The 24,924-nt window shown below is 59.3% G+C and carries 21 protein-coding genes; 14 read left to right on the forward strand and 7 right to left on the reverse strand.

From position 1 onward, the window contains the following. Positions 1 to 11: 11 nt before the first annotated feature. The 5 genes from ACQ7C1_RS13465 to ACQ7C1_RS13485 form a co-directional block, all read right to left on the reverse strand. Positions 12 to 839, reverse strand: coding sequence for a glycoside hydrolase family 16 protein (locus ACQ7C1_RS13465; protein ID WP_430958602.1), 828 nt, complete (start codon positions 837 to 839; stop codon positions 12 to 14). A gap of 51 nt (positions 840 to 890) precedes the next feature. Then, positions 891 to 2,372 (reverse strand): lipopolysaccharide biosynthesis protein, encoded by a 1,482-nt coding sequence (locus ACQ7C1_RS13470; RefSeq protein WP_430958603.1) that lies wholly within the window; start codon positions 2,370 to 2,372, stop codon positions 891 to 893. Positions 2,373 to 2,452: 80 nt separating this feature from the next. Further along, positions 2,453 to 3,697, reverse strand: coding sequence for a glycosyltransferase family 4 protein (locus tag ACQ7C1_RS13475; protein ID WP_430958604.1), 1,245 nt, complete (start codon positions 3,695 to 3,697; stop codon positions 2,453 to 2,455). Further along, positions 3,694 to 5,040: a glycosyltransferase family 4 protein gene (locus ACQ7C1_RS13480; RefSeq protein ID WP_210282723.1), complete on the reverse strand. Its 1,347-nt coding sequence runs from the start codon at positions 5,038 to 5,040 to the stop codon at positions 3,694 to 3,696. The genes ACQ7C1_RS13475 and ACQ7C1_RS13480 overlap by 4 nt, the downstream gene beginning before the upstream one ends. Then, a complete protein-coding gene (locus ACQ7C1_RS13485; RefSeq protein WP_085779244.1) occupies positions 5,040 to 5,777 on the reverse strand; it encodes a Crp/Fnr family transcriptional regulator in 738 nt (245 codons plus the stop codon). The genes ACQ7C1_RS13480 and ACQ7C1_RS13485 overlap by 1 nt, the downstream gene beginning before the upstream one ends. Before the next feature lie 456 nt (positions 5,778 to 6,233). On the opposite strand from ACQ7C1_RS13485, the gene ACQ7C1_RS13490 reads away from it, so the two are divergent. The 5 genes from ACQ7C1_RS13490 to ACQ7C1_RS13510 all read left to right on the forward strand — a co-directional run bounded on the left by ACQ7C1_RS13490 (position 6,234) and on the right by ACQ7C1_RS13510 (position 12,734). Beyond that, positions 6,234 to 6,935, forward strand: coding sequence for a sugar transferase (locus ACQ7C1_RS13490; protein ID WP_430958605.1), 702 nt, complete (start codon positions 6,234 to 6,236; stop codon positions 6,933 to 6,935). Positions 6,936 to 7,048: 113 nt separating this feature from the next. Further along, positions 7,049 to 8,806 (forward strand): GumC family protein, encoded by a 1,758-nt coding sequence (locus tag ACQ7C1_RS13495; RefSeq protein ID WP_430958606.1) that lies wholly within the window; start codon positions 7,049 to 7,051, stop codon positions 8,804 to 8,806. Beyond that, a complete protein-coding gene (locus ACQ7C1_RS13500) occupies positions 8,803 to 9,825 on the forward strand; it encodes a glycosyltransferase family 2 protein (protein WP_430958607.1) in 1,023 nt (340 codons plus the stop codon). The genes ACQ7C1_RS13495 and ACQ7C1_RS13500 overlap by 4 nt, the downstream gene beginning before the upstream one ends. Positions 9,826 to 9,829: 4 nt before the next feature. Next, positions 9,830 to 11,206 (forward strand): polysaccharide biosynthesis/export family protein, encoded by a 1,377-nt coding sequence (locus ACQ7C1_RS13505; RefSeq protein ID WP_430958608.1) that lies wholly within the window; start codon positions 9,830 to 9,832, stop codon positions 11,204 to 11,206. Between the two features lie 61 nt (positions 11,207 to 11,267). Continuing rightward, on the forward strand, positions 11,268 to 12,734 hold the full coding sequence (locus ACQ7C1_RS13510; RefSeq protein WP_430958609.1) for a hypothetical protein: 1,467 nt from the start codon (positions 11,268 to 11,270) through the stop codon (positions 12,732 to 12,734). Between the two features lie 125 nt (positions 12,735 to 12,859). Here the strand turns inward: ACQ7C1_RS13510 and ACQ7C1_RS13515 are convergent, their stop codons facing one another. Further along, entirely contained in the window at positions 12,860 to 13,159 is a 300-nt protein-coding gene (locus ACQ7C1_RS13515; RefSeq protein ID WP_085779249.1) for a hypothetical protein, read from the reverse strand. A 302-nt stretch (positions 13,160 to 13,461) separates the two neighbouring features. Here ACQ7C1_RS13515 and ACQ7C1_RS13520 point away from each other — a divergent pair, with 302 nt between their 5' ends. Both ACQ7C1_RS13520 and ACQ7C1_RS13525 read left to right on the forward strand, forming a co-directional pair. Further along, the gene (locus tag ACQ7C1_RS13520) at positions 13,462 to 14,373 is read left to right on the forward strand and encodes a glycosyltransferase family 8 protein (RefSeq protein WP_430958610.1); all 912 of its coding nucleotides are present in this window, start codon (positions 13,462 to 13,464) and stop codon (positions 14,371 to 14,373) included. A gap of 58 nt (positions 14,374 to 14,431) precedes the next feature. Further along, the gene (locus tag ACQ7C1_RS13525; protein ID WP_430958611.1) at positions 14,432 to 15,550 is read left to right on the forward strand and encodes a glycosyltransferase family 2 protein; all 1,119 of its coding nucleotides are present in this window, start codon (positions 14,432 to 14,434) and stop codon (positions 15,548 to 15,550) included. A gap of 242 nt (positions 15,551 to 15,792) precedes the next feature. Here ACQ7C1_RS13525 and ACQ7C1_RS13530 read toward each other — a convergent pair whose 3' ends face one another. Continuing rightward, the gene (locus tag ACQ7C1_RS13530; RefSeq protein WP_430958612.1) at positions 15,793 to 16,944 is read right to left on the reverse strand and encodes an acyltransferase family protein; all 1,152 of its coding nucleotides are present in this window, start codon (positions 16,942 to 16,944) and stop codon (positions 15,793 to 15,795) included. A gap of 176 nt (positions 16,945 to 17,120) precedes the next feature. Here ACQ7C1_RS13530 and ACQ7C1_RS13535 point away from each other — a divergent pair, with 176 nt between their 5' ends. From ACQ7C1_RS13535 to ACQ7C1_RS13565, 7 genes are all read left to right on the forward strand, one after another. Continuing rightward, the gene (locus tag ACQ7C1_RS13535; RefSeq protein WP_430958613.1) at positions 17,121 to 19,439 is read left to right on the forward strand and encodes a membrane-bound PQQ-dependent dehydrogenase, glucose/quinate/shikimate family; all 2,319 of its coding nucleotides are present in this window, start codon (positions 17,121 to 17,123) and stop codon (positions 19,437 to 19,439) included. A 291-nt stretch (positions 19,440 to 19,730) separates the two neighbouring features. Further along, positions 19,731 to 20,225, forward strand: a complete 495-nt coding sequence (locus ACQ7C1_RS13540; RefSeq protein ID WP_430958614.1) for a DUF305 domain-containing protein — start codon at positions 19,731 to 19,733, stop codon at positions 20,223 to 20,225. A 401-nt stretch (positions 20,226 to 20,626) separates the two neighbouring features. Next, positions 20,627 to 21,127 (forward strand): NADH-quinone oxidoreductase subunit J family protein, encoded by a 501-nt coding sequence (locus ACQ7C1_RS13545; RefSeq protein WP_085779254.1) that lies wholly within the window; start codon positions 20,627 to 20,629, stop codon positions 21,125 to 21,127. Further along, a complete protein-coding gene (nuoK, locus tag ACQ7C1_RS13550; RefSeq protein WP_097600726.1) occupies positions 21,127 to 21,429 on the forward strand; it encodes an NADH-quinone oxidoreductase subunit NuoK in 303 nt (100 codons plus the stop codon). Before ACQ7C1_RS13545 ends, nuoK begins: the two co-directional genes overlap by 1 nt. Before the next feature lie 5 nt (positions 21,430 to 21,434). Continuing rightward, positions 21,435 to 22,898 (forward strand): monovalent cation/H+ antiporter subunit D family protein, encoded by a 1,464-nt coding sequence (locus ACQ7C1_RS13555; protein WP_430958615.1) that lies wholly within the window; start codon positions 21,435 to 21,437, stop codon positions 22,896 to 22,898. After that, on the forward strand, positions 22,895 to 23,149 hold the full coding sequence (locus ACQ7C1_RS13560; protein ID WP_097600728.1) for a hypothetical protein: 255 nt from the start codon (positions 22,895 to 22,897) through the stop codon (positions 23,147 to 23,149). Before ACQ7C1_RS13555 ends, ACQ7C1_RS13560 begins: the two co-directional genes overlap by 4 nt. After that, positions 23,142 to 24,917 carry a Na(+)/H(+) antiporter subunit D gene (locus ACQ7C1_RS13565; RefSeq protein ID WP_430958616.1) on the forward strand — a complete coding sequence of 592 codons (1,776 nt, stop codon included), beginning with the start codon at positions 23,142 to 23,144 and terminating at the stop codon, positions 24,915 to 24,917. Before ACQ7C1_RS13560 ends, ACQ7C1_RS13565 begins: the two co-directional genes overlap by 8 nt. Positions 24,918 to 24,924: the final 7 nt, after the last annotated feature.

Here is a 24,924-nt window from a genome sequence, read left to right on the forward strand (position 1 = left end):
GCGCTGCTTGTTCAGTTCGCCACATCAGCGGGTTTGCGCTTGTAGACGTGGATATAGTCGACGAGCAGGATGGACGGGTTCGGCGTTTCGTCGATCGGCCAACCCGAGCCGAGCGCCAGATTCACCAGTGGATAGAAAGGCATGTGGAACTCCGTCGGTGTATCGAAGCTCCACAGGTACTGGCGATCCAGGTAGAAGGTCGTCTTGTCGGCCTGGATATCGACGCCGTAGGTATGATATTCGCTGTTCAAAATACCATCCTGGACGGTCTTCCAATAGCCGCCGTTGGAATTCTGGCCGCCATGAGCCTGGCGCCAGATATGAAAGCCCATGCTGAACTCGTAGGGCGCGCGTCCATAATATTCCAGGACATCGATCTCCGCGGTGTATTTCGCGCGGTCGAGCCCGATGAGCCAGAAGGCCGGCCACACCCCCTTGCCCGGCGGCAGCTTCATCCGCGCTTCGAAATAGCCGAATTGCTGCGAAAAGCCCTCGCCTTTCGGATTGACAGCCGAGAGGAGGCCTGATCGCCAGGTTCCATCCTCGCCCTTGCGAGCCTCGATCTTCAGGATTCCCTGATCGGTCGTAAACGGAAAATCGGGCGCCGGATCCGTAAAGCGGGCATCGCCGAAATCCCCGTTCCAAGGCGTGTGAGCGATCCAGCGGGAACTTCTCTCTCCCCATGCCGAGACGTCGAGGTTGTCGAAATTTTCTTCGAACGTCAGCTGATACGCATTCATATTGATCGGCTCCTGGGCCACGCTCGGCTTGCCGGGCAAAGCTCCCAGACCAAGAACGACGAGCAGACCCAAAGTCTTAGAAGATATCCTGTAACGCATTCCGATTCTCCGAAAACGCCAAACCCGATCGCTGGGCTTCACCTCTCGCCATCATGAGGTGAGAACTCCGTTTCGCCGCGGTGCCAGCCTTTGCACGACGATAGTCTCGATACCGTCGGGCCGTCCGACGATCTGCCACAGCAGCAGCGCCAAGGCCCAGAAAATCGCCGCGGCCGCAGCGCCGCAAACCGCCAGGCTGGCGATCAGGTTGAAGCCGACAGGCATGGCGGCGAGCATCGGCCGCACCCAGAGCAGGAAAGCGATCATCGGCACGCTGGCGGCCAGCGGCCGGCAAAAGGCGTTCAGCTGCGCGGCAAAGCTCGCTCCGATCAGCCGCCGGGTGATGATGAGCGACGCGGCATAGGCGACGAGTACGGCGATGATCCGAGCGCCGAGCGCGCCGGCCACCTGGAAATAGGCGATGCCAAGAATAGTCACCGGCACCCTGACGGCGAATTCGGCAAACATTCTGAGAGCGAGGGAACGGGTGTTATCCAGCACCATCGCCAATGCCGGCATGATATTCGTGGGAAGACCGAGCAGGCTGACAACGCAGAGCCATTGCAGGATCGGCGCGGCGGATGCCCATTTCTCGCCGACGAGGACGCGCACGGTCGGCTCGGCGAGCATGGCGAGCGCGATCAGAACGGGGGCTGCAACGAAGGTGATCGCGTTTGTCGCCTTCAGGTAGGCAGCGACCAGATTGCGGCGGTCTTCGACGGTGGAGAATCCGGCTATCAGCGGGCGCAGCAGCGGCCCGACGAAGGTTTGATACGGAATTCCGGCAATGTTGTCGGCGACGCTGAAGGCTCCGAATGTCGACAGGCCGGTAAAACGCGGCAAGAGCAGCCGGTCCAGCTGCCAGTTGATCGAATTCAGCACTTGCGACACGGTGTTCCAGCTGATCATGTCCTGAAAATGCTTCCATTCCGACAGACTGAATGCCGGCCGCATCGGGGCAAAGACATAGGAGGTGATCATCGCCGCGGTCGGGCCTGAGACCGCGCCGACCGCGAGCCCCCAATAGCTGCCCGTCGCCACCGCCACGCCGACACCGAACAGCAATGTCGATCCCTTGGTAATCAGATCGAGCACGAATTCGCGCCTGAAATCGAACCGCTGCATGAAGAGCACCATCCGCGGGCTGATCATGCTGCGCATGGCAGGCGCGATCGAGAGAACGGCGACGAGGGCAAAAAGCCGGGGATCGCCGTAGATCAGGGCCATCGGCCAGGAGAGGACGATCATCAGCAGACTGATAGCCGCCCCTCGAAGCAGGCTGAGAGTGAAAGCCGTGGCAAACATCTCTCTGGAAGGCGACGGCTGTCGCAGCAGAGCCTGCGTCAATGGCAGATCCAGAATCGTTTCGACGATGACGAGAACCGAGGTTGCAATGGCGACCAGACCGAAGTCCGCGGGACTCAAAAGCCTCGCCAGGATAAGCAGGCTTACAAAATCGAGCAGCCGCGCGAGGAACTTTCCGCTGATCGTCCAGATGCTTGCCGTCGCCGTCCTCTGAGATACGCTTGACATGATCTGCTATCTATTCCTCGTTGGCGGATTGAGACGGATTCAGTCGCGGCCGCAAGATGACGCAGCTCCGGCACCTGTTCTCAGCCCGGCCGTCTTCTCAGGCCCTCTGTGGATCGGTCGCCTCGGGCGGACAGCTGTTGCTCGATGAGATCGGCCAGACGATCGCGGAACACGGCGGAGGAGAATTTCAGCGAGTGCGCGCGGATCGCTTGCGGATCGATATCGTCCTCGATTTCTTCGAATGCTGCCATCGTCTCAAGCAGCGCTTCCGTCGTCTGTTCGGCAAAGCGGAAGCCGACCTGCGGCGACGAAACGGTTTCCCTGGCGCCGCCGGCGTCGAAGGCGAGAACCGGACGGCCCGATGCCATGGCTTCCACCGGCAGGATGCCGAAATCCTCGGTGCCCGGAAACAGCAACGCGCGGCATCGCGACAGGTGGTCGCGCAGCACGTTGAAAGGCTGATGACCAAGGAACTCAACGGTCGGCCCGGCGATCGACTTCAGATAGGACAGCTGTTCTCCCTCGCCGATCACGACGAGCTTCCGGCCGGCCTCGGTGCAGGCGCGGACCGCAATATCAGGCCGCTTGTAGGTCGTCAGCTGCCCGGCATAGAGATAAAACTCGCCTTTACCCTTGCCCACCGCAAAATCGTCGGTCGCAACGGGCGGATGGATGACGACGGAATCCCGGTCGTAGAAGCGCCGGATACGGCTGGCGACATAGTCGGAATTGGCCACGAACGTATCCACCCGCGAGGCCGTCGTCACATCCCAGGCGCGCAGCATGGGCGCGGTGAGCGACATCAGGGCGCGGCCGATCCAGGGAAGACCATGGCGATAGACATGGAACTGGTCCCAGATGTAGCGCATCGGTGAATGGCAGTAGCAGACATGCAGCGCGTCGGCGCGCGTGATGATACCTTTGGCCGGCCCGGATTCGCTCGACAGCACGAGATCGTAGTCCTGCAGATCGAACTGCTCGAGCGCGAAGGGCATCAGCGGCAGCATCTTGGTGTAATGCCGCTGCGCGCCCGGTATCTTCTGCAGAAAGGACGTGCGGATGTTCCGCGTCTTTAGAAAATCGCTGATGCGGTCCCGGTTGCAGACAAGAGTGAAGATGTCGGCCTGCGGAAACATACGGCACAATTCTTCAACGACCTTCTCGCCGCCGCGCATCGAGACGAGCCAGTAATGCACGATGGCAACGCGCAGTTGCCCGGTTTCCTTGACGCTTGCTGCCTCGGCCGCACGCTTTTTCGCCATTACCGGCGCATCGCCGAGAAATGCCCTTGCGTCGGAAAGAGAGGTTGTTGCTTTGAAGGTCAAAGGAATACTCCTTGTGTCGCCACACCGTCTGTCAGCTCGGGAACCGCATTCATCGAAAGCAGGCTGCAATATTCGGCAAGGAGCGCGTCGCGCCATTGCTCATGCGTCGAGGCTAGATCCGGAGACATCAGGAAAGCCCTCTCGCTCATGGCGCGGATTTCATGCCTCGGCATTTGGCTAAAGCGCATCAAGGCATCGGCAAAGACGATCTCATCACCCGTGTCGCAGGCGAATGCCATACCGGCCTGCTCCATTTCTTCGGCAAGGAATGCGTTGCGCGACATGATCACGGGGAGGCCGCTCCTCGCCGCTTCGATCGCCACGAGGCCGAACGGTTCGGGATAACGCGAGGGCATCAACAAGGCCCGCGCTTTGCGGATCGTGGTGCCGATCTCCGCATGCGATTGCCAGCCGACGGTCCTGACGTGATCGCCGGAAGCCTCAACCAAACCCCTCAGTGGCCCGTCACCGATCACGCAGAGCCTGGCACCCGCTCTTCGCGTCGCGGCCACGGCGTCCTCCACACCCTTTTCCTCATCGAGCCGTCCGATGAAGACGAACTCGTCGTTCGCCTCCGCCTCGATGCGCTGTTTCGACAGGGGAGCGACGGGATTGCGGATGGTCGTCAGCCGGTCGGGCCGATAGCCGGCGCCGACGAGAAAGCTCGCCATTTTCTCATGCAGCAGGATGATCCGGCCGAAATCGGCCTGCGCCTTCAAAAGCCTGAGGATATTCGAGCCGCGGGCGACCCGCCACAATTTGTGCGAATAACTTCGCTTGTCGCACGCCGTCGCAATGCAGCCCGCACCGAGCGGACGCCGAAGGCAGATCTCTTGCGCCTGGTAATCGAAGAAGGCGCCATTGGGACAGGCGGTGAAGAAGTCATGGGCGTGAACCAAACACCGTCCCGCGACCGGAGCCAGTGCTCGGAAAAGCGCCGGTGACAGTATCTGATGCCAGCCATGTACGTGATAAACGGTTTTTGCCGTATCTTCTGCGGCAATCCAGTTGGCAACCATTCGGGTTGCCGCCCCATTATGAATGCCGGTCACGAAAGCCTTCGCGCGGTCGGCGCTCAGCAGATCGCGGCTGTTCAAGCCAACCATGGAGACACCAAGCGCAGCAAGCTCCGCGTTGGCCGCGTCATCGCCACAAATATAAGTGACGGGGATATCCAGGCCTCGAAAAAGCTTGGCTGACAGGACCGCCAACCCTGTTGCCCCGCCCCTGGCCACCGAGTAGTCGTCGATGACGACCACGCGATCGATCCTTGGCGTGCCGCCGCCGGGAAAGCGGCTGGCATTTGCGGCGAATCCGTGGACATCGGAAAGCGACGGGTGCATCACTTCACCGAAAACGCGCCATTTACACAGGCCTCAAGCGCCTTGCGATTGAGAATTCTGATCTTGCCCTGCCCTCCGTCGATGATCTTGCATTCGCGCAGGCGCCGCAGGCACTGATTGACCTTCTCGCGGGACGCCGGCAGCGTTGCAGCCAGATCATTTTGCGAGATAATCACTTCGTCGCCGCTGTTTGCGGCATCTTTTCCGTAAACAGCCGAGAGCCGCAGCAGCGTGCTCGCCAATCTTGCCTGCAGCGTCGACGCCGCATTGGCGATGATCCTATCTTCAAGCTCCGAGATACGCGCCAAGGCCCTGGAGAAAACTTTTTCGCGGAAGTAAGGATCGCTGGCATACATGTCGCGCAGCAGCCGGCCTTCGAAGAAATGCAGCTCGCAATTGGAACCGGCTCGGTATTCGAGGTTCAACGTCTGCCGGCGCAAGACTTCAAGCTCGCCGATCAGACCTGTTTTCGGAATGATTTCGACGATGAATTCCCTGCCGTCAGGCAGCATCGTGCTTGCACTGACCAATCCCGAATGCACGCGAGCGAACATATCGACAAGGACGCCGGCGCCGGCAATGACCTCGCCACGACGGAAACGCCGTACGCTCGAGCGGCATGAAAGAAATTCATCTTCGATAACGATACCACTGTTGAGACGAATGCCGCCATTGGTCGAAATCGCGGCCTTGCCGATGCCGAGTCTGCGATCTGATGCATGCGTGATCCCGTCCATGCACTCCACTCCAGTACGAGAATGACTCTATAAATGCTGCGCTGCACCAATTATCTTGGATTAGTACGTTAGTCAAATAACATCAGCAAAGCGTGACAAAATTTCAAGTCTATATCAAATTAAAGTCTCAATCCCTCAAAAATTTGCGGCGCAAAGGTCAAAAATTCATCGTTCTAACTAGTATACATGCACATAAAGAGACTATTTTGATCAAAAACAATCAACGCGTTAAAAGCAACATCAGAACTACGATATCGAATATTAGAGAATATTCATCTTAGTATAGATTACAGAACCACTTAAAAGAATTGATGACACAGCTAAGCGATCGGAAATCTCTTATTCATCGTCGTAGCATAAAGAATTAATTAAGAATTATGACCTTGGTAACAGACAATCAGGGTGCGGCGCAGCAAGCTTTGAATGGTTCTTGACGGCAATTTTTTGGAGGCCGCGATGACATGGGAAGCACACAGTTTTGAGACCTGGTCGCGCGTCGAACGGACGGCAAAGGGCGGCGAGTTACGGGAGTCCCAGCCTCGCTCAGTGGGCAGGTCGGCGAAGCGAGCTATCGACCTTGTTGTCGCGATCACCGCTCTGGTCTTGCTCTCCCCGCTTCTGCTGATCGTGGCATTGATCGTGAAACTGTCCGACCGCGGCCCCGTCTTGTATTCCCATACACGCATTGGCTTCGGCGGCGCGCCCTTCGGATGCATGAAGTTCCGGACGATGAAGACCGATGCGAGCGCTCAGCTTGTCGAACTGCTGCAGAACAACCCGGCGGCCCGCAGCGAATGGGAAGCAACGCGCAAGCTGAAGAACGATCCGAGGATTACCGCAGTCGGCGATATCCTCAGGCGCTCGAGCATCGACGAGCTTCCCCAGCTGATCAATATCGTGCGCGGCGAAATGAGCCTCGTCGGACCCCGCCCGGTCACAGCCGAAGAATTGCCGCGCTACGGTGAACATATGTGGGCCTATATGGCAGTCCGTCCGGGACTGACCGGTCAATGGCAAACCAGCGGGCGCAACGACGTCAGTTACGACTACAGGGTCTCTCTCGACGTCCACTATCTCAACAATTGGTCGCTCGCTCGAGACTTCGTCATCATCGCCAAGACCATTCCTGCGCTGTTTTCCCAGCGCGGATCGTACTGAGCGTTCAGGGGGTCGGCGACCGTGCCCGAGATGGACGATGCGCTTCGCCCCGTCTCATCCTAGCTGCCATTACCTGGTTATTTCCTTGATTTCCCATTCCGGATTAGGACGACATGACCTCCAGCACGATCTTCAGCGGTGTCTCTCCCATATCCCTGCCTGCAGCAGCCACAGGCGGCGGGAATTCGCCGCTGACGCTGCGGGATATGCTCTTCTTTTTGAAAATGCGCTGGCATTGGATCGTTGTGACCACCATCGCTTTCCTGGCGATCGCCGGAATCTACCTGCTGACCGCCGAACCGACTTTCGTCGCCAGCACGCAGCTCGTGATCTTCCCCCAGGTGAGCGGCTCTGAAGCACAGAGGGCGTTCGCGGAAGATGCATTCATCGAAGGACAGCTGGAGATCGCCAGATCGAGCGATGTCGTCGGCGGAACGGTCGCGGCACTTGGTCTTGTTCACGACCCGGAGTTTGTCGATCAGACGCCTTCGCTGCAGGACAGAGCGAAGAATTGGTTGATGGGGCTTTCATCGCAAGCGGATATTCCATCGCAGGATACGGCGGGCAAGGGAGCGAGTGAAGCGCAACCGCAGACGGAGGAGGAACGGCTCCAGGACTGGGCAACCGCCAAACTGCTGAACATGATGGACATCCGACGGATCGGAAGCTCGATGATCATCGAGATATCGGCTGCGGCATCCACCCCTCAGAAGGCCGTCGACATCGCCGATACGCTTGCCAGACAGTATATCCAGAAGAATATCGCAATGAAAGCCAACGCCGCCCGCCAATACAGCGACTGGCTGGCGAAATTCATAGCCGAGCAACAGCGAGGGCTGGCGGATACCGCCAGCGCCCTCGCCAGTTTCACGAGCAATCCACGCGACCAGGCCAAGCTTGCGGAGCTACAGAGCGCGACGGATGCCCGCCGAACCCTTTATGAAAGCACCTTGAACCAGCTGACCGAAGCCAGGCAGCGCATCACTTATCCGATCTCCGATGCGACGATCGTCTCGCAGGCCACGCTGCCTCTTTCGAAGGCGAGACCACGCAGCACGCTCATCGCAGCCTTTGCGGCGGTTGTCGGCCTCGGTGCCGGTCTCGCACTCGCGATGATAAGGCACGCCAGCGACCGCCGGCTCGTCCGCCCGCATCAGATCACGGAAACCTGCGGTCTGCCCTTCGTCACAGTGCTGGCGACATCGAAAAGGATAGGGAACGGCGACCCGGCTCGTTTCCCCGCCGGGACGGACAGCAGCAGAGCCGCCTACCCCCCTATTCCTGGCATGGCGGAGCTGAGCGCAACGGTCGTCGGACTTCGGCGCAAGCGCCGGATCGTCATCGGAGTGGTCGCCGTCAATCCAGGCAGCGGAACATCGACCATCGCAAGTGATCTTGCTGTGCTGTCATCGGTATCTGGAGCGAAAACACTTTTGATTGATGCGGCCGCGCATAAATCATCGCTCAGCAACGCGCTCGCGCCTCATAGTTCCAGCGGTCTCGTCGATGTCCTCGACAATGGCGACCTCATTCAGACGGCCGCCTTGCCGCTCACCCCGACGCTGAAGTTCCTGCCGCTCGGCAAGGTGGATACCGTAACACCGGCCATTCGCCTGAGTTCCCGCCACACGCAATTGAGCTTTGCCGAGCTGAAAAAGCAGTTCGACGCCATATTCGTCGACATTTCCGCCTTCTCCGCGTCACCGGATGCCAACGCCATCGCGCCGGAGATGGACGGCGTCTTGGTTGTCGCCTCGTACGGACGCACATCGATCGACGACGCCATGCGCGTCATCGACACGATGCGGAACGTCGGCGCGGAGATCCTCGGCGCAATCATCAATCACGCCCCGAAGAGCATGCAGTCATGACCGCCCGTTCGGCAGAAACGTCCAGGCAGGGCGACCGGATCGCACCGACGACTGTTTCCCACGACACGAAAGCAATAGCGCCGCTTCCGAGCCAACCGTTGCGGATTGCCATCGGAATTGCTTCGGCGGGGCGTCCTTCGATCCTGCTGGAAACGATCGAATATCTCGCCGGCCTGCCGGATCAGCCGCAGCGGTTAATCGTCTGCGTGCCGGGGATCGACGACGCCGCCGGGCTCGCCGGCCGCCTCGACGTGGAAGTCATTGTCGGCAGTCGTGGCCTGACCTCCCAGCGCAACAGCATCATCCAGGCAGCCGCGGTCGATACGGATGTCTTGATCTTCCTGGACGACGATTTCATTCCCGCGGCGACCTTCCTGTCACGAATGATGGCCGTCTTTGCAACAAAGCCTGACGTCGCGATCGCCACCGGCGAAGTCCTGGCGGACGGCGTCCTTGATGGGGGGCTCGACATGTCGAAGGCCCTGCAGGTTCTTCACATTGCCGGCGAAGGGTCCGAGCGGGTTACGGATGTCTATAATGCATACGGGTGCAATATGGCGGTTCGCCTGGCCCCCGTCCTCGAACACGCACTGGCGTTTGACGAGCAACTGCCGCTCTATGGCTGGCTTGAGGACGTCGATTTCAGCAGGTCCATTGCCCGCTACGGCAGATCCGTGCGCGTTGAAGGCGCCCGCGGAGTGCATCTCGGCGTTAGATCCGGGCGGCAGCCTGGCCGGAGACTCGGCTATTCGCAGGTTGCCAATCCTATCTACCTGATCCGCAAGGGCACGATGTCGAAGACCCGCGCGATAGCGCAGATCGGCCGCAACATCCTGGCGAACGCATTGGGCATAGTCTTCAACGATCGCTTGGTCGACCGTTGGGGTCGTCTGAACGGCAATTTTCTGGCGATCGCCGATCTTCTTGCCGCGCGCTCCGCACCGTCCCGCATTCTCGAATTCGGCAATCCGCGGTCCCGCGCAATGGCGTCGCCGCCTATCGCAACGAAACGGAGATAGATCAATGCAGTCCACGTTCTTGCCCGATCGCGTCGTCTCCGCACTCGCCTTGCTGGTTTTCTGCTGCATGACCGGCTGGAGCGTCGCCCGCGCGCAAACATTCACCCTCGTGGCGGAAGACAAGGTCAGACTTCGTGTCGTCGAATGGCGTTCAGCGGATTCCCGCTATGCCAGCTGGGAAGCGCTCGATGGCGTCTATACCATCGACGATACTGGTGATTTGTCGATCCCGATCGCTGGCCATGTACAGGCGTCTGGAAAAACATCCGAAGAACTCGCCGATGCCATCGCCAGCGCGCTCGCCGAAAAGGCGGAACTTCCTGGCAAGCCATACATCGCCGTGGAGGTTGCCGAGCATGCTCCGATCTTTGTGACCGGCACCGTTCAAACTCCGGGACGCTACCCTTTTGAACCGCGGATGACGGTCATGAAGGCCATCAGCATCGCTGGCGGCTTTTTGCGGCAACGCGAGGACAATGCCTATTTCGAGCGCGACCGGATTCAGGCGGCCGGGGCCTTTCGGACCGCCGTCCTCAACCGGCGGGATCTCCTGATGCGGCAGGCCCGGCTGCGGGCGGAAATCGCCGGTGCGCAGAGTTTCGAGATTCCTGCCGAACTCGTGGGAACGCCCGACGTCGACAAGCTGAAGGCACAGGAATTGAACCTGATGCGGCTGCGTCGCGTCGATATCGATAGCCAGATCGAAGCGGCGAATGACCTCGCCCGCCTCTATGGTCAGCAGGTCGAGTCGCTCGAGGCCAAGATCACTTCGCAAAAGCGGCAGATTGACCTTGCCCAAAAGGAACTGGACAACGTCAACAGCCTGGTGAGCAAGGGGTTGGTCAGCAATTCCCGCCAGGTGTCTGTCGACCGCTGGGTTGCGGATGCCCAAGGTACCCTGATCGATCTCGAAGTTGCGTTGACCACGGCTCGGCAGGGCCTCAGTGAGGCCGACCGTTCCAAGATCAATATCGTCAATAGGCAGAACAGCGAAAACCAGGAGTTGCTGAATCAGGTCAACCTCGCGATCGGCAGAGCGGCGATCGATATCCAGGTGGCGCAGCTTCTTGGCGAGCAGGCCGGCTATGACGCTCAACTTGCTCAGATGAACACGGAGGCGCCGGGTATTGGCAGAGCCCAGAAGAACTACAGGATTGTGCGTCGCAATAGGGATGGAACCTCCAGCAACATCGTCGCCGACGAGCAAACCGCATTGCTGCCGCATGATCTTGTCGAGATCGGCTTGGAAACCGATCTTCAGGCGCCGACTTCGCCTATACGGCCCCTACCCCAGGCCCAGAGCTCGACACTCCCGTCGTCTGATGTGGCCGGCGATGATCGAGCGGGTCACGGTTGGATATCCCAGACGGGCTCGAATTAGGAGGCGCGATGATGATCAGAGACGACAGCTGGGGGCTATCGCCTCGCATGGGATTTGACGCATGTCGATAGAGCCGCTCGGTTTCATCGTTCTCCTGCTTGGCCTCCTCGCCATCGTCAATGGCGCTCGTTTTGCAGTGACGACCCTCTGCCTGTTGACGCTGCTGGGAGCCGCGGCGGCTCTGCAATTGCCGGCGCTCGGCGGCAGCAGTATCCAGCCAAGCCATCTTCTGCTCCTGTTTATCGTCGCCGCCACCTTGTTGCGTCCAGTCCAGACCCAAGCGGCGCTGGCGAGCATCGCTTATCCGGGGCCTGGCTTCTGGTTTGCCGCCTATATCCTGTTTTCCGTCCTCTCGTCTTTCTTCCTGCCGCGCATTTTTGCGGGCGCGACCCTCGTCTACTCCTCTGCGAGAGATGCGACCGGCATGATGTCGACGGTGGCCGCCCCCTTGTCGCCAGGCTCATCCAACCTTAGCCAATCTGTCTATCTGCTCGGCGATCTCGCCTGCTTTGCCATGGTCTTTGGGCTTGCGAGGCTCGGATATGCACGCTTCATCGCACAACAGTTGATCGTCGCGTCAATCGCATGTTTTGCTTTTGCCTTGCTCGACATCGGAACGTTTTTGACCGGACAGTCCTACCTGCTCGATGTCATTAGAAACGCGAATTATACCATGCACACGGCCGAGACGATCAGCGGTTTCAAACGCATCGTCGGCGCCTTTCCCGAAGCGAGCATATACGGGACGGTCGCACTGGCCTACTTTTCATTCACTCTTCTGCTCTGGCTGGAGCGTGTCCGAAGCCGCATGGCCGGCATGGCAACGCTTTTCATCGGCCCCACGATCCTGCTCTGCACGTCGACAACCGCCTATATCGCCGGGCTCTTCGTTGTCTGCATGCTCGTGCTTTTCTGCTTCAAACGTATGGTTGCTGGGTCGGCTAAGAGCTCGCATATGACTTTCCTGGCGATAACCCTCTTCCTGATCCCTTGCGCCATCGTAGCCCTCAGCCTTGTCCCCGATGCGTGGGATTCGATCACGAACCTCGTCAACACCACCCTATCGGACAAACTCCAATCGCAATCCGGCGAGGAGCGTACCGCTTGGAACACGCTGGCTTTGATCGCATTCGTCGATACCGCAAGCTTCGGCGCCGGGCTTGGAACGGTTCGCGCGTCAAGTTTCATCGCCGCGTTGTTGTCCAACGTCGGATTGACCGGCACGCTTCTCTTCGCCGCCTTCCTGTATAGCCTCCTCAGAGCCCCCAGCCGGCAGGTCTCGGGCGATCGGGAGACACATGCGATCGGAAACGCCGCTATTATGGCAACGATCTCACAGATCATCTCTGCGGCGATTTCAGGAAGCGGCACCGATCTCGGCCTGCTGTTCAGCACCACGGCGGGTTTGGCTGCCGGTTGCCTGGCCGCCCCCTATGCCTCGCGGCATCGGGTGGCCCGACCTGTCGCAAATCGGCATCCTCCGGAGGCATCGGCATCTCTCAGGAGAGCGCCGGTGTTTGCAACGTGATGACCTCAGCCGTTCAAGGCCAAAAACCGCTGCATCCGTCAGGAAATACCGGCGTTGGAACGCGGGAGGAACGCGGTTCCGCACCACGGTCCTCGGAAGGACGCGTGGCCGGTTGTGTTTCAACATCAGCCCTGCTGGCGCTCGCTGGTGGGTGCTATGCTATCGGCGGCGGAATTGCTTTGCCGCAGCCTGGCGCTACGCCGCGCAAAACCCGACAGGAAGACGCCGGCGAGATAGCCGATCTCCATGAGCACGAGGAGAGCGAGGCCGGAAGCGATCGCTGCGATCAGCGAGGAGCCGTCGGCGAATGCCAGGCTGCCGAAGCCGATAGCCACAAGAATTGCGAAAATCGCGAAGGCCCAAGCGCGGATCGAAGCGCCGGCGGCTATCGAAATCACGGCCGCCACCAGGGTGGTGATCAGCATGGCCATCTTCCTTCCCTCTGCATTTCGACAAGGACCCTGGCACCAATCGTCCTGCCACGGTTCAAGATATCGAAGCACAGTCCTGTGATAGGCACGGCTTTCTCCATGACGAGCGTCTCAACAATGGAACACACAACCGGAGGCGGGACGCTGTTTCAGCAAACGAGCGGTCCTTCGATCCGCAATATATACCCGACTGGACTGTCATACGACAGGTCAGCCGGGTCAATCAACAACTGCTCCCTCAACCCTGAAGAGAGCAGCCATTCACTCGCATTCAAGACAACCGGAAGGGTGATGACATGAACAATCAGTGCGTTGTCTACGTCACGGATGTGGAATATTCATTTCCGACTATCCTTTCCGCGCTTCAGGCTCGCAAATTCGCAAGTTCCGCAACCGACGTTTGCGTGCTTATGTCTGAACGTCTCGACAATTTCGGCGAGTTGAAGGCCCTGCTCGCCGCGAGCGGCGTCGAATTGGCAGATGCGACCGACGCACTGCAGGATTCACTCGGCAAGCTTGACAGTTCGCATTTTCAGGGGCGCATCAGCGTTAGCACGATGGCCAAACTAGTCCTTTGCGAGATCCTGCCCACCCATTACAGCCAGATCATCTATCTCGATGGCGATACCCAGATCGTCAGCGATCTCGGCAAACTCGAAAACGCCAACGTGCCTGAAGGCCGGTTTTTCGCGGCCCGCGATTACACGGCAATCCAGGACTTCCTCAACACTGGGAAGGACAACCACTACTTCAATGCAGGGGTCCTGAAATTCCATCGGAACGGCTGGATCGGACAGGAGGCGCTTGAGCTTTTTGCCAGAAATCCCGAGGCTTGCGAGGGCAAACATGATCAGGGCGCATTAAATTATGTTTGCGGTTCGTCGCTCATCCTCGTGTCCAACCGCTGGAACTTTCCCAAGCAGTTTCTGCATCTGGTGAACATGTCTTCACTGGCGATCGTCCACTATATGGCGCATCCAAAGCCATGGCATGGGACCTTCTTTCCATGGACAGATCGTGAAAGCCAAGTCTATGTGGATCTGCGCAAAGCCCATCCGATTTATAACGCGCTCTATCGCGGAATAAGCCTCGATCGGAAGATACTCTATAAATATCGGTCAATACGGGCACGCCTCGAACACGCAATCGAAAGGAACGGCGCCCACCCGCGGGTTCAGAACCTGCTGGTTGGCGACTACGCAGTATGATGACGCATACTGGTCCGACCCAACAAATAAAGATCCGCTATAGAGCTCAGGATTGAAAATGAGTTATCGGGCTTCCGTCGCCAGTATCTCGCATTACGCAAAAGCCCGCCTGCGCCGGTCACTCAAGGCACGGCAAGTTCGCTATAACGTGCTGCGCAGTGGGCTCAGACAGGCCCGCCACGTCGTCATCTGCGTCATCCGTGACGAGGGCCATCGGCTGGCATTCTTCCTCCAATATTATCGCGATCTTGGTTTCGAGCACTTCATCTGCATCGACAACGGCTCGGCGGATGGAACGGCAGAATTGCTGTCCGGTTTCGACGACGTCTCGCTTCTCTCGGCTCATGGCTCCTACAAGGCGGCAAGGTTCGGAAACGACTGGATCAATGAGGTCATCAACCGGCACTGTCAGGAGAAATGGGTTCTTTATGTCGATGCAGACGAGTTCCTGGTCTACCCGCATTGCGACACTCGGCCAATCGATCAGCTGACCGCCTATATCGAATCCGCCGGCGGTCATTCCCTCCGCTCGGTCATGATCGACATGTACAGCGAGCGTCCCGTTCTCGAAAACATATGTGAACCCGGCCGCAACCCGCTCGAAGTCTGCAATCTATTCGACCGGTCAGGCTACGTCGCACATTTCGACGACCGCAACAGGACAACGTGGATCAAAGGGGGCGTCCGCGGACGCATCTATTTTCGCGATCGGCTCTGGGACGGGCCGGCGCTCAACAAGATCCCTCTTGTATATGTGACAGGTGAACGGCTGTTTCTCAAATCATCACACCAAGTCTGGCCGCTCTCCCTGAATCTGGGAGACATGCGTGGCGCGATTTGCGTATCCGGCGCCCTTCTTCACTTCAAATTCCTATCGACCTTCGTGCACAAGGTTGCCGATGCCGAGCATCTTTCTCAGCATACGGAAGAATACACTGTTTACTCCGCTGACAAGGGGATGGGCGGCTTCGTTTGTGACGATACAGGCACTTACGCAAGCTGGAGGGACTTGTCCGATCATGGGCTCATTCAAGGCGAAGGCTGGAAATATTGGAAGAATGTCTCCGGGGACGAAATCGAAACAGTCCAGCAGAACATGCCTGGCTCAGCGCAGCGACATCCGCAGAGAAGGCATGAAAATCGCTACGACCCCGCCTCCCTTGGATCGGCATCGTGACCGAACCTGGTAGCCGCCAACACGGCTCTATCGGACTTTCCGCCATTCCGCTCGAAGCTTAGGGGCAAATCTAAATCGAACGGCTCGACTGAAGCGTCACACGGTATGACTGCTTGAGGCATCATGCGATGGCATAAGCCCAGCATCAGCATTAAGCAGTCAGAGCCGCTGTGACGGCAAATCGCGATGAACTCTTCGCTGGTCGGCTTCGGTTTGCGGGCTCTCCGATGGCGACCGGAAGCCTATTTCAAAACCGCGCCGGCCAGCTCGCGTCTTGAACCGCGCTGCAGGTACAGGTTCTCAAGCCAGGTCACCTGTTTCCTCAACCCCAACGCAGGCCTTTCGATAAAGTGCCACGAGAAGGCGGCAAAACAAGTGACAATCAGGCTGCAGACGATCCCGTTCAGCCACCAGTTATGCGCCCAGGGTCCGAGCGCGACGAAGGCCTGCTGGATGGGATAGCCATAGAGGAATACGCCATAGGAATAGTCGGCCCCCTGAAGCACTCCGAGCTTGCGGGGCGAGGTGAGGCCGAGAAAGACCGTTACATATCCAATAGCCGGAATGGCAACGAAGTCCCCAAAAGAGCTGAACCAGTAAGCCCACAATATGACGGCAACGGAAGCGATGAAGATGCGGACATCCCACAGAATCTTGTCCTTGTAGAGATAAATGGTCACGCCCACGAGGAAGGCGCCGATCAGCAAATTCCCCGACGCGGTCGTCGGCATGGATGCCCAGTTGCTTTCATGCTTCCAATATCTCGCAAGCCCAAAACCTACGATCAACGCCGTCGTTGCCACCAGCGCGATTGCACGCCGCTTGACCACGCCGAGCAGGAAAAGCACGGCGATCGCGACGTAACATTCAAGTTCGAAAGGCACGGTCCAGAGCTGGCCATTTACCATGGCGGCGTCAGGATTGTTCAGGAACACTCCCGGAAGATTGAAGTGAATGTGTCCGGTGACATTCAGCAGATATGCAAAAAACTGGGCGTCGGTGAAGTAGTTACTGAGGTCATACTCGGTGTAGATCGCTCCAAGTATAAAAGCAGCCAGCAACACTTCCACTGCGAGAGCGGGGTAAATCCGGATAAACCGATTGCCAAGAAAGGAGATCAACGTCTTCGATCGCGCCAGACTGCCGGCAACCAGGAACCCGCTCAGGGCAAAGAACATGGGCAGTACCGACTTGATAAAGGGACGCAGGGGCGTTTCCCACAAAAACAGATCATCGCCATAGGTGACACGAGCCGTATGTATCCAAAGCACCGAAAAGGCCAACAGCAATCGCATGTAGTCAAATCCTGTCGGCCGCCCCTTCGCCAGGTCAAGCTTTTCACCGAGAACCATCAGTGCCCCTTTCAGAAGTTTTGACGCAATCGCAAGCATCATTGCCGGCTCGGGGACACGTGTCAGTGACCGCAGCTACATCATGAAAAATTTGAAGGGACTGCCTGTCTTCGGGACGAACACCTGACCATCGGTCCAACGCTCTGTGCTGCCGGAGGCGCCGTTCGATGGTCGGAGACGAATGCGGGCTATTGCGCAGCGAATTGGATGAGGAGACGATGAAATTACTGACCGCTCTGTTCTGTATCGTTCTCGCCTTTATCGGATTGGGCCTGATGGGAGGCGGCGCCTTGCTGCTCAGCCTCGGCGGCTCGCCCTATTACGCAATCACAGGACTTGCCTACCTCGTTGCGGCAGTTCTGCTGTGGCGCCGGAAGCCTCTCGGCGCATTGATTGTCCTGCTTGTCGCCGTTTTCACTCTTCCCTGGGCGTTATGGGAATCGGGCACCAATTTCTGGGCACTCTTCGCACGCTTGATGTCCCCCATCGCACTGGCGGGATTTGCGTTGCTCTTTGCACCAGCGCGCTTGCCCACCGTCGACCGAAAGCTCTTCCACGGCGGCGCCCTGCTTGCCGCCATTCTGTTTGCTGCAGGATTCGGTCTTGCCTTCATCCCGCATGAGGTGATCCGCCCTTCTGCAGACACCCCGGCTTACAAGACCGCCAAGGGCGACAACTCCCCTTCCGACTGGACATCCTATGGCCGCAGCACGGCGGGAGATCGCTATTCCCCGTTCGACCAGATCAACCGCAGCAATGTTGCCCAGCTTGACCTTGCCTGGACATATCGAACCGGAAGGGGCGACGGCGTCGATCAGAATACACCTCTGCAGATCGGGGATACGGTCTACACATGCACACCGACGAATGTGATCACAGCTCTTGATGCCGATACGGGAAAACCCCGCTGGACGTTCGACCCCAAGGCGTCGGCGCCCTATTGGCAGCGCTGCCGGGGCCTCGGCTATTACAAGATGCCGGAGGAACACCGATCGCCCGATGGCCTTTGCGACGAGCGTCTGCTACAGACGACCATCGATGCCCGCCTCCTCGCGATTGACAGCAAGACCGGCGCGCCGTGCACGGCCTTCGGCGACAACGGTACTGTGCAGCTCTCCCAGGGCATGGGTGAAGTCAAGACCGGCTACTATTTCCAGACATCGGCTCCGTTGATTGCCCGCAACCTGATTGTCATCGGAGGCTGGGTCACCGACAATCAGGAGGTCGGCGAGCCCTCAGGCGTCATCCGCGCATTCAATGTGGTGACCGGCGAGCTCGAATGGGCCTGGGATCTCGGCAATCCTGCGATCACCAAGCTTCCGCCGGAAGGCAAGACCTATACGCGCGCCACGCCCAATATGTGGACGACAGCGGCCTTCGACGACAAGCTCGGCCTCATTTATGCCCCGCTCGGCAATACCACGCCGGATTATTACGGCGCCAATCGCCCGGCTTTCGCCGATCAGTATAACGCGACGTTGGTGGCGCTCGATGTGACGACGGGTAGGGAGAGGTGGAAATTCCAGACCGTGCATCACGATATCTGGGACTATGATCTGCCGGCCCAACCAGCGCTGATCGACCTGCCCGATGGCAATGGCGCCATCGTGCCCGCCATCTTGCAGACCACCAAACGTGGGCAGCTTTTCCTGCTCAATCGCCAGACCGGCCTTCCCCTCGCCGAAGTTCAGGAAAAGCCGGTGCCGCAGAGGGGAGGCGCGCCGGAGGAGAAACTGTCGCCGACGCAGCCTTATTCGGTCGGCATGCCGACGATCGGCGCGGAACGCGTCACCGAGCAGCGGGCCTGGGGCCTGACAATGTTCGATCAGCTGGCCTGCCGAATCGCCTTTCGCAAGATGCGCTACGACGGGGACTTCACCCCGATCGGCACGCATCCTGCACTTCAGCAGCCGGGAAATCTGGGCGGCCTCAACTGGGGAAGCGTCTCGCTCGACCTCCCCAACAACCGCGTGTTCATGAACGACATCCGCGTACCCAGCATCTTCGCCCTCGTTCCGCGGGCCGATTACGTCGATTTCGCCCTCGTCACGACGGCGCACGGCCCTTCCGCTCCACAGCGCGGCACACCTTATGGTATGACGACCGAGAAGTGGACGTCGAGACTGCGCATTCCCTGCACGCAGCCACCATGGGGCATGGTGACGGCAGTGGATCTGAACACACGCAAAATCGCATGGCAGGTGCCGGCCGGGACTGCCGAACAGCTCGGACCGTTCAAGATCAAGATGAATTTACCCATGTCGATGGGCTTGCCGACCTATGCCGGCACATCGGCGACTGCGGGCGGCGTCGTCTTCTTTGCCGGCTTTCAGGACTATTACATTCGCGCCTATGACACCGAGAACGGCAATGAGCTTTGGAAACATCCTCTGCCGGTCGGCTCGAGTGCGACGCCGATGACCTACGTCTCACCGAGGACAGGCAAACAATATGTGCTGGTCTCGGTTGGCGGAGCGGCAAATTCGACTGACCTCGGCGACTATGTGCTGGCCTTCTCCCTGAAAGAGGGGGATTAGCCAGCCGAAAGATTGGCTGACAGTAGATGATGGCATCAAAGTCGTGCGCGCTCGCCATGTGTGATCCTCTTGCTGCCGATCCGGGAACCAACCCGCTTATGCAAGGTTAAGGCGATATGCCTCCGAGTTGTTGCCTCGGAAACATCTGGAGCGGTTCAGCTTTTCACGGAAGCGCAGAACCGCTCCAACCTTTTGGATTTACGCGATTCCGGAGGGAAACGGCTTCGCACTTTTCCTGGAATTGCTCTAACCGCCTTCCGACTCGGTCCGAAGGCCGGAAGGAAGCTAGCAATGCGCAACCACCACAATTCCCGACATGAGGGGATGAGCAGGCATCCCTATTCCATGTTCGCGGTCAACATGATCCTCAGCCTGATCGCCATGTACTTCGTGATGTTTTCAATGATCGACGGCTGGAGCGATTTCCGGAATAATCTCAACATGCTCTACATGGCGTTAACGATGGTGGCCCCGATGGGCATCATCATGCTCGCCACCATGGGCGGCATGTACCGGAACAGGAAGCTAAACGCCGCCATCCATGCCGGCCTGGTGATCCTGTTCGTCGCGGCCTTTGCAGGCACTCGCACACAGGCTCTCATAGACGACCGCCAATTCATCGCCTCTATGGTGCCGCATCATTCAGGCGCAATCCTCATGTGCCGGGAAGCAGCCCTCAACGATCCTGAACTGGTTGCTCTCTGCGCCAACATCTCGCGCGGCCAGCTTGCGGAGATCGAGCAGATGAACGCGATCCGCACGCGCCTGGATCAGGGTACGCGGTAAGACTCCTCGAGCCGTTGTCAAACAAACAAGCCCGCGCCTAGGCGGGCATTGTTATTTTGATGCCGAGGCCTGATGGCAGAGAGACTTGCAACTTCGGCGGAACAGCCGGTGTTAGTTGCAAGAAATTGCCCAATACGCCGTAAACAAAACCTAGGCACCTACGGGGTAATCCCATTTGCCTATGGAATAATAAAATAGGTACGACCCGATCGAAAGCGCGGGCTTGGCAAGCGGCCCGTCGGCCACGTCCGGACCGGCTCGATCTTGCTCCCCCGATGACAATAATCTTGTGAAAAATCCGATACTAGGGCACAATTTGCGAAGGCATCTGAAGTTGCGGCGCAGTCTCGAATCCGGCCGTCTCGCGCCGAGTGGCAGTTCGCGTCGGAGGGTCGGCGTCGATGGATCAGGGGTTCTTTCTTCTGTTCGCTGCGGTATCCGTGATCACGGCCCTGACGGTGGTCCTGGCACGCAATCCGGTTCACAGCGCGTTGGCGCTGATGGCGTGTTTCCTGCAGGTCTCGGCAATCTTCGTCTTGCTCCAGGCACCGTTGCTCGCGGTTATCCAGATCTTCGTCTATGTCGGCGCGATCATGGTCCTGTTCCTGTTCGTGATCATGATGATCGATGTGCGCGAAGCGGTGTTGCAGCGGTTCCTCCCAGGCGGCAACCTCCCAGCACTGGTCCTGCTCGCCCTGCTCGGGGTCGAGATGCTCGTGCTGGTGCTCTGGAGCAACCGCTTTTCGGTCATGGAGCCCGTCGCGATGCGAAGCGGCGATGACGTCAGGCAGCTTGGCACAGCCCTTTTCGCCGACTATCTCCTGCCGTTTGAAACCGCATCCGTAATCCTGCTGGCGGCCTTGGTCGGCGCCATCATGCTGGCGCGAAAGGAGCAGGGGTGATGGTTCCGCTCTGGTGGTATATTGTGCTCGGAGTGGTCCTGTTCGTGATCGGAGCGGCGGGCGTGCTGCTCAGGCGCAATATTCTCATCGTATTGATGTCGCTGGAGCTGCTGCTCAACTCGGTCAACATCAATTTCATCGCTTTCGGGCGTTACCACGCCGATTTCCGCGGGCAGATCTTCGCGATCTTCGTCATCGCAATCACTGCGGCGGAAGTTGCCGTCGCCCTCGGTATCCTGGTTGCCCTCGTGAGGAACAAATCCACCCTCAAGATCGACGACGTGACGGTGATGAAAGGATAGCGGCTTTGGACCCGGTTGTATCGATCCGGCCGTTGCTTGCCATCGCCGTCGCCGGTCTGGCGGCCCTTTCAGTTCTCCTTTTGCATAACCGCGAGAGACTTCGCGATCTGGTCTCGCCATTGGCCGCGATCGCAATGTTCGCGATTGTCGTGTCGATGGCGCCCACGGTGCTGGCGGGCGGGACGGTCGAATTGCGCCTGTTCGAGGTTCTGCCGGGGATCGACTTTGCTTTCCGGGTCGATGCGCTCGGCATGGTGTTTGCCACCGTCTCGTCGCTTCTGTGGATCGTGGCGGCGATCTATTCCGTCGGCTACATGCGGCATTTGAACGAGCATGCGCAGACCCGGTTCTTCGCCTGCTTCGCCAGCAGTCTTGCGGCCGCCGCGGGAGGCGCCTTCGCCGCCAATCTGTTTACGCTGGTGATCTTCTACGAAGCGCTCAGTCTCGCTACCTATCCGCTCGTCTATCACCACGAGGACGAGGAGGGATGGAGGGGCGGCCGCAAGTACCTCGTCTATCTGATGGGCGCCTCGAAAAGCGCGCTGCTCGCCGCACTGGCGCTGACCTACCATATTGCAGGGTCGCTCGACTTTGTCGCGGGAGGGCTGCTGGCGGCGAGCGATGCCTCGGCGGCGCTGCTGACGGTCGTCTATTTCTGCTATCTTTTCGGCTTCGCCAAGGCCGCCGTGATGCCGATGCATGCCTGGCTGCCCGCCGCGATGGTCGCGCCGACACCGGTCAGCGCGCTTTTGCATGCAGTGGCAGTGGTCAAGATGGGCGTGTTCTGCGTGCTGCGGGTGGTGTTCCATGTCTTCGGCACGGGGCTGGTGGATGGGCTGAGCCTCGGCATCGCCACGGCCTATCTGGCTTCGTTCACGATCCTGATGGCGTCGGTTTACGCCCTCACGCGGGACGACCTGAAGGCCAGGCTCGCCTATTCGACGGTCAGCCAGCTCTCCTACATCGTGCTGGGCGCGGTTCTGTTATCGCCGGTTGCGATGGTCGGCGGGATCATCCACATCGCAGCGCACGCATTCTCCAAGATCACGCTCTTTTTCTGCGCCGGCTCGATCTATTGCGCGTCCGGCAAGCGCAACGTCAGCGACATGGCCGGTATCGGCCGCAGGCTGCCCTGGACGATGGGGGCATTTTTCATCGCTTCACTCAGCATGATCGGGATACCGCCGACCGCGGGCTTCGTCAGCAAATGGTATCTGGCGGAGGGCGCCGTGGCGGCGGGAGAGACGGCGTTCCTGGTCGTGCTCCTGGTGAGCTCGGTCCTGAACGCCGCCTATTTCCTGCCGGTCAGCTATGCCGCCTTCTTCCAGGCCGAGAGGCAGGAGAGCCGGACGACGGTCCGTGAAATTCCGCTGGTCACGATTCCGCTGGTCACGACGGCGATCCTGTCGGTGCTGATGGGCATTTTTCCGGGCTATTTTCTCACTCTGGCAGATGGAGTGATCCGATGATCAAGCGTGTCGTCGACTTCTTTGGTGCCGAGCAATATGCGAGGCCGCGCCGCCGACTGTTCTACCTCGTGCTGGTCCTGATCGTCGTCGCCGACTTTCTGGTCTCTCGCGAACATGCCGAATATCTGTGGGACAGGCTGCCGGGCTGGTCCGCCGTCTACGGCTTCGTCTCCTGCGTCCTGCTTATCTTCGTTTCCAAGTTTCTCGGCCATCGGGTCGGGCTGATGCGGCGCGAGGACTATTATGACTGACTTCATCCATCCAGCTCTGCTCTTTATTCTTGGCGCCGTGCCGATCCCTTTCCTCAGCGGGCCGGTCCGCAAGGCCTATCTGCTGCTGATCCCTGCGCTGGCGATCCTTGCCGTACTTGCCATGGAACCGGGCAGCTATGGCGAAGCGCGATTCATCGGGCAGGAGATCCTAATCGCGAAGGTGGACAAGCTCAGCATCGTCTTCGCCACCGTTTTCACCATAATGGCGTTGATCGGCATGGTCTACGCGCTGCACCTGACGGATACCGGCCAGCACGTGGCGGCATTCGTTTATGTCGGCAGCGCGCTTGGCGTAGTGTTTGCGGGTGACTACCTGACCCTCTATCTGTTCTGGGAGGGCATGGCATTCGCCTCCGCCTATCTGGTCTTCGCGCAGCGTGGTGGACCGGCAATCCGGGCCGGGTTCCGTTACCTCATGGTCCATATCACCGGCGGCGTCGTCCTGCTCGGCGGCATCATTTCCCACGGGCTCGCCACCGGTTCACTGCTTTTCGGCCCGATCGCGGGGGCCCTCACCAACGGAGGAATGGAGGTCGGCGACTACCTGATCCTCGCCGGCTTCATCCTCAACGCCGCCGTGCCGCCGCTCAATGCTTGGCTGACCGATGCCTATCCGGAGGCGACCGTCACCGGGGCGGTGTTCATGAGCGCGTTTACCACCAAGACCGCCGTCTATGTGCTGGCGCGAGCCTTTCCGGGGACCGAGCTCCTTGTCTGGCTCGGCACCATCATGGCGCTCTACGGCGTCATCTACGCGGTGCTGGAGAACGATTGCCGACGGCTTCTCGCCTATCACATCGTCAGCCAGGTGGGCTATATGATTGCGGGTATCGGCATCGGCACCGAGATGGCGCTGAACGGAGCCGCCAGCCACGCCTTCGCGCATATCCTCTACAAGGCGCTGCTGTTCATGGGTGCCGGTGCAGTCATCTACGTCACCGGCCGACGCAAGCTCACCGAGCTCGGCGGGCTTTACAAGACAATGCCGCTGACCGTGGCGCTTTACATGGTCGGCGCCTTCGCGATCTCGGCCTTCCCGTTCTTCTCGGGGTTCGTCACCAAGTCGATGGTGGTAGCGGCCGCAGGAGCGGATCACCGCGCGCTGGTGGTGCTGGCGCTGACCATGGCATCGTCCGGGACGTTCCTGCATACTGGCCTCAAGCTTCCCTATTACATGTTCTTCGGGACGGACCGGAAACTGGAGGCGCGCGAGCCGCCGCGCAACATGCTGATTGCCATGGGCATTGCGGCGGTGCTCTGCATTGCGATCGGGGTGTTCCCCCAGCCGCTTTATGCGCTTCTGCCCTATCCGGTGGATTTCGAACCTTATACGGGTTCGCATGTCACGGAGAGCCTCGGGCTGCTGATGTTCACCGCCCTGGGGTTCGTGCTGTTCCTCTGGGCACTCGATCCCGAGAACACGATCAGCCTCGACACCGACTGGTTTTACCGCAAGGGTGCGCGGGCCTTCATGTGGCTCGCCGAAAGGCCGCTGGCGCGCTATGAGCAGGCGGTGAGCAATGTCTCCGAGACCGCGGCGCTGCCCTTGCTGCACGGCGCGGCGCGGGCAGGACTCCGGCTCGATCTGACCGGCGTCGATGCCGTCGTGAATGGCGTCGCCCACTCGATCCTGCACGGCGGCGGGCGGCTCAGGCGGCTCCAGACGGGTGTCGTGACCCATTACGTGCTGGCGATGATCGTCGGTTTGATCGCAGCCACCGCCGTCTTCGTCGTGGCGTGGCGGTAGGGGGTGC

The sequence above is a fragment of the Rhizobium sp. Nf11,1 genome, assembly GCF_050587665.1.
Taxonomy (GTDB): Bacteria; Pseudomonadota; Alphaproteobacteria; order Rhizobiales; family Rhizobiaceae; genus Rhizobium.

Bases quoted from the DNA above. Each gene is read 5' to 3' on its own strand.
- ACQ7C1_RS13495 (WP_430958606.1), top strand. From the start codon at position 7,049: ATGACCTCCAGCACGATCTTCAGCGGTGTCTCTCCCATATCCCTGCCT.
- ACQ7C1_RS13525 (WP_430958611.1), top strand. From the start codon at position 14,432: ATGAGTTATCGGGCTTCCGTCGCCAGTATCTCGCATTACGCAAAAGCC.
- ACQ7C1_RS13510 (WP_430958609.1), top strand. From the start codon at position 11,268: ATGTCGATAGAGCCGCTCGGTTTCATCGTTCTCCTGCTTGGCCTCCTC.
- ACQ7C1_RS13540 (WP_430958614.1), top strand. From the start codon at position 19,731: ATGCGCAACCACCACAATTCCCGACATGAGGGGATGAGCAGGCATCCC.
- ACQ7C1_RS13470 (WP_430958603.1), bottom strand. From the start codon at position 2,372: ATGTCAAGCGTATCTCAGAGGACGGCGACGGCAAGCATCTGGACGATC.
- ACQ7C1_RS13480 (WP_210282723.1), bottom strand. From the start codon at position 5,040: ATGCACCCGTCGCTTTCCGATGTCCACGGATTCGCCGCAAATGCCAGC.
- ACQ7C1_RS13545 (WP_085779254.1), top strand. From the start codon at position 20,627: ATGGATCAGGGGTTCTTTCTTCTGTTCGCTGCGGTATCCGTGATCACG.
- ACQ7C1_RS13485 (WP_085779244.1), bottom strand. From the start codon at position 5,777: ATGGACGGGATCACGCATGCATCAGATCGCAGACTCGGCATCGGCAAG.
- ACQ7C1_RS13535 (WP_430958613.1), top strand. From the start codon at position 17,121: ATGAAATTACTGACCGCTCTGTTCTGTATCGTTCTCGCCTTTATCGGA.
- ACQ7C1_RS13520 (WP_430958610.1), top strand. From the start codon at position 13,462: ATGAACAATCAGTGCGTTGTCTACGTCACGGATGTGGAATATTCATTT.
- ACQ7C1_RS13530 (WP_430958612.1), bottom strand. From the start codon at position 16,944: ATGATGCTTGCGATTGCGTCAAAACTTCTGAAAGGGGCACTGATGGTT.
- ACQ7C1_RS13515 (WP_085779249.1), bottom strand. From the start codon at position 13,159: ATGCTGATCACCACCCTGGTGGCGGCCGTGATTTCGATAGCCGCCGGC.
- ACQ7C1_RS13490 (WP_430958605.1), top strand. From the start codon at position 6,234: ATGACATGGGAAGCACACAGTTTTGAGACCTGGTCGCGCGTCGAACGG.
- ACQ7C1_RS13565 (WP_430958616.1), top strand. From the start codon at position 23,142: ATGACTGACTTCATCCATCCAGCTCTGCTCTTTATTCTTGGCGCCGTG.
- ACQ7C1_RS13560 (WP_097600728.1), top strand. From the start codon at position 22,895: ATGATCAAGCGTGTCGTCGACTTCTTTGGTGCCGAGCAATATGCGAGG.
- ACQ7C1_RS13465 (WP_430958602.1), bottom strand. From the start codon at position 839: ATGCGTTACAGGATATCTTCTAAGACTTTGGGTCTGCTCGTCGTTCTT.
- ACQ7C1_RS13505 (WP_430958608.1), top strand. From the start codon at position 9,830: ATGCAGTCCACGTTCTTGCCCGATCGCGTCGTCTCCGCACTCGCCTTG.
- nuoK (WP_097600726.1), top strand. From the start codon at position 21,127: ATGGTTCCGCTCTGGTGGTATATTGTGCTCGGAGTGGTCCTGTTCGTG.
- ACQ7C1_RS13500 (WP_430958607.1), top strand. From the start codon at position 8,803: ATGACCGCCCGTTCGGCAGAAACGTCCAGGCAGGGCGACCGGATCGCA.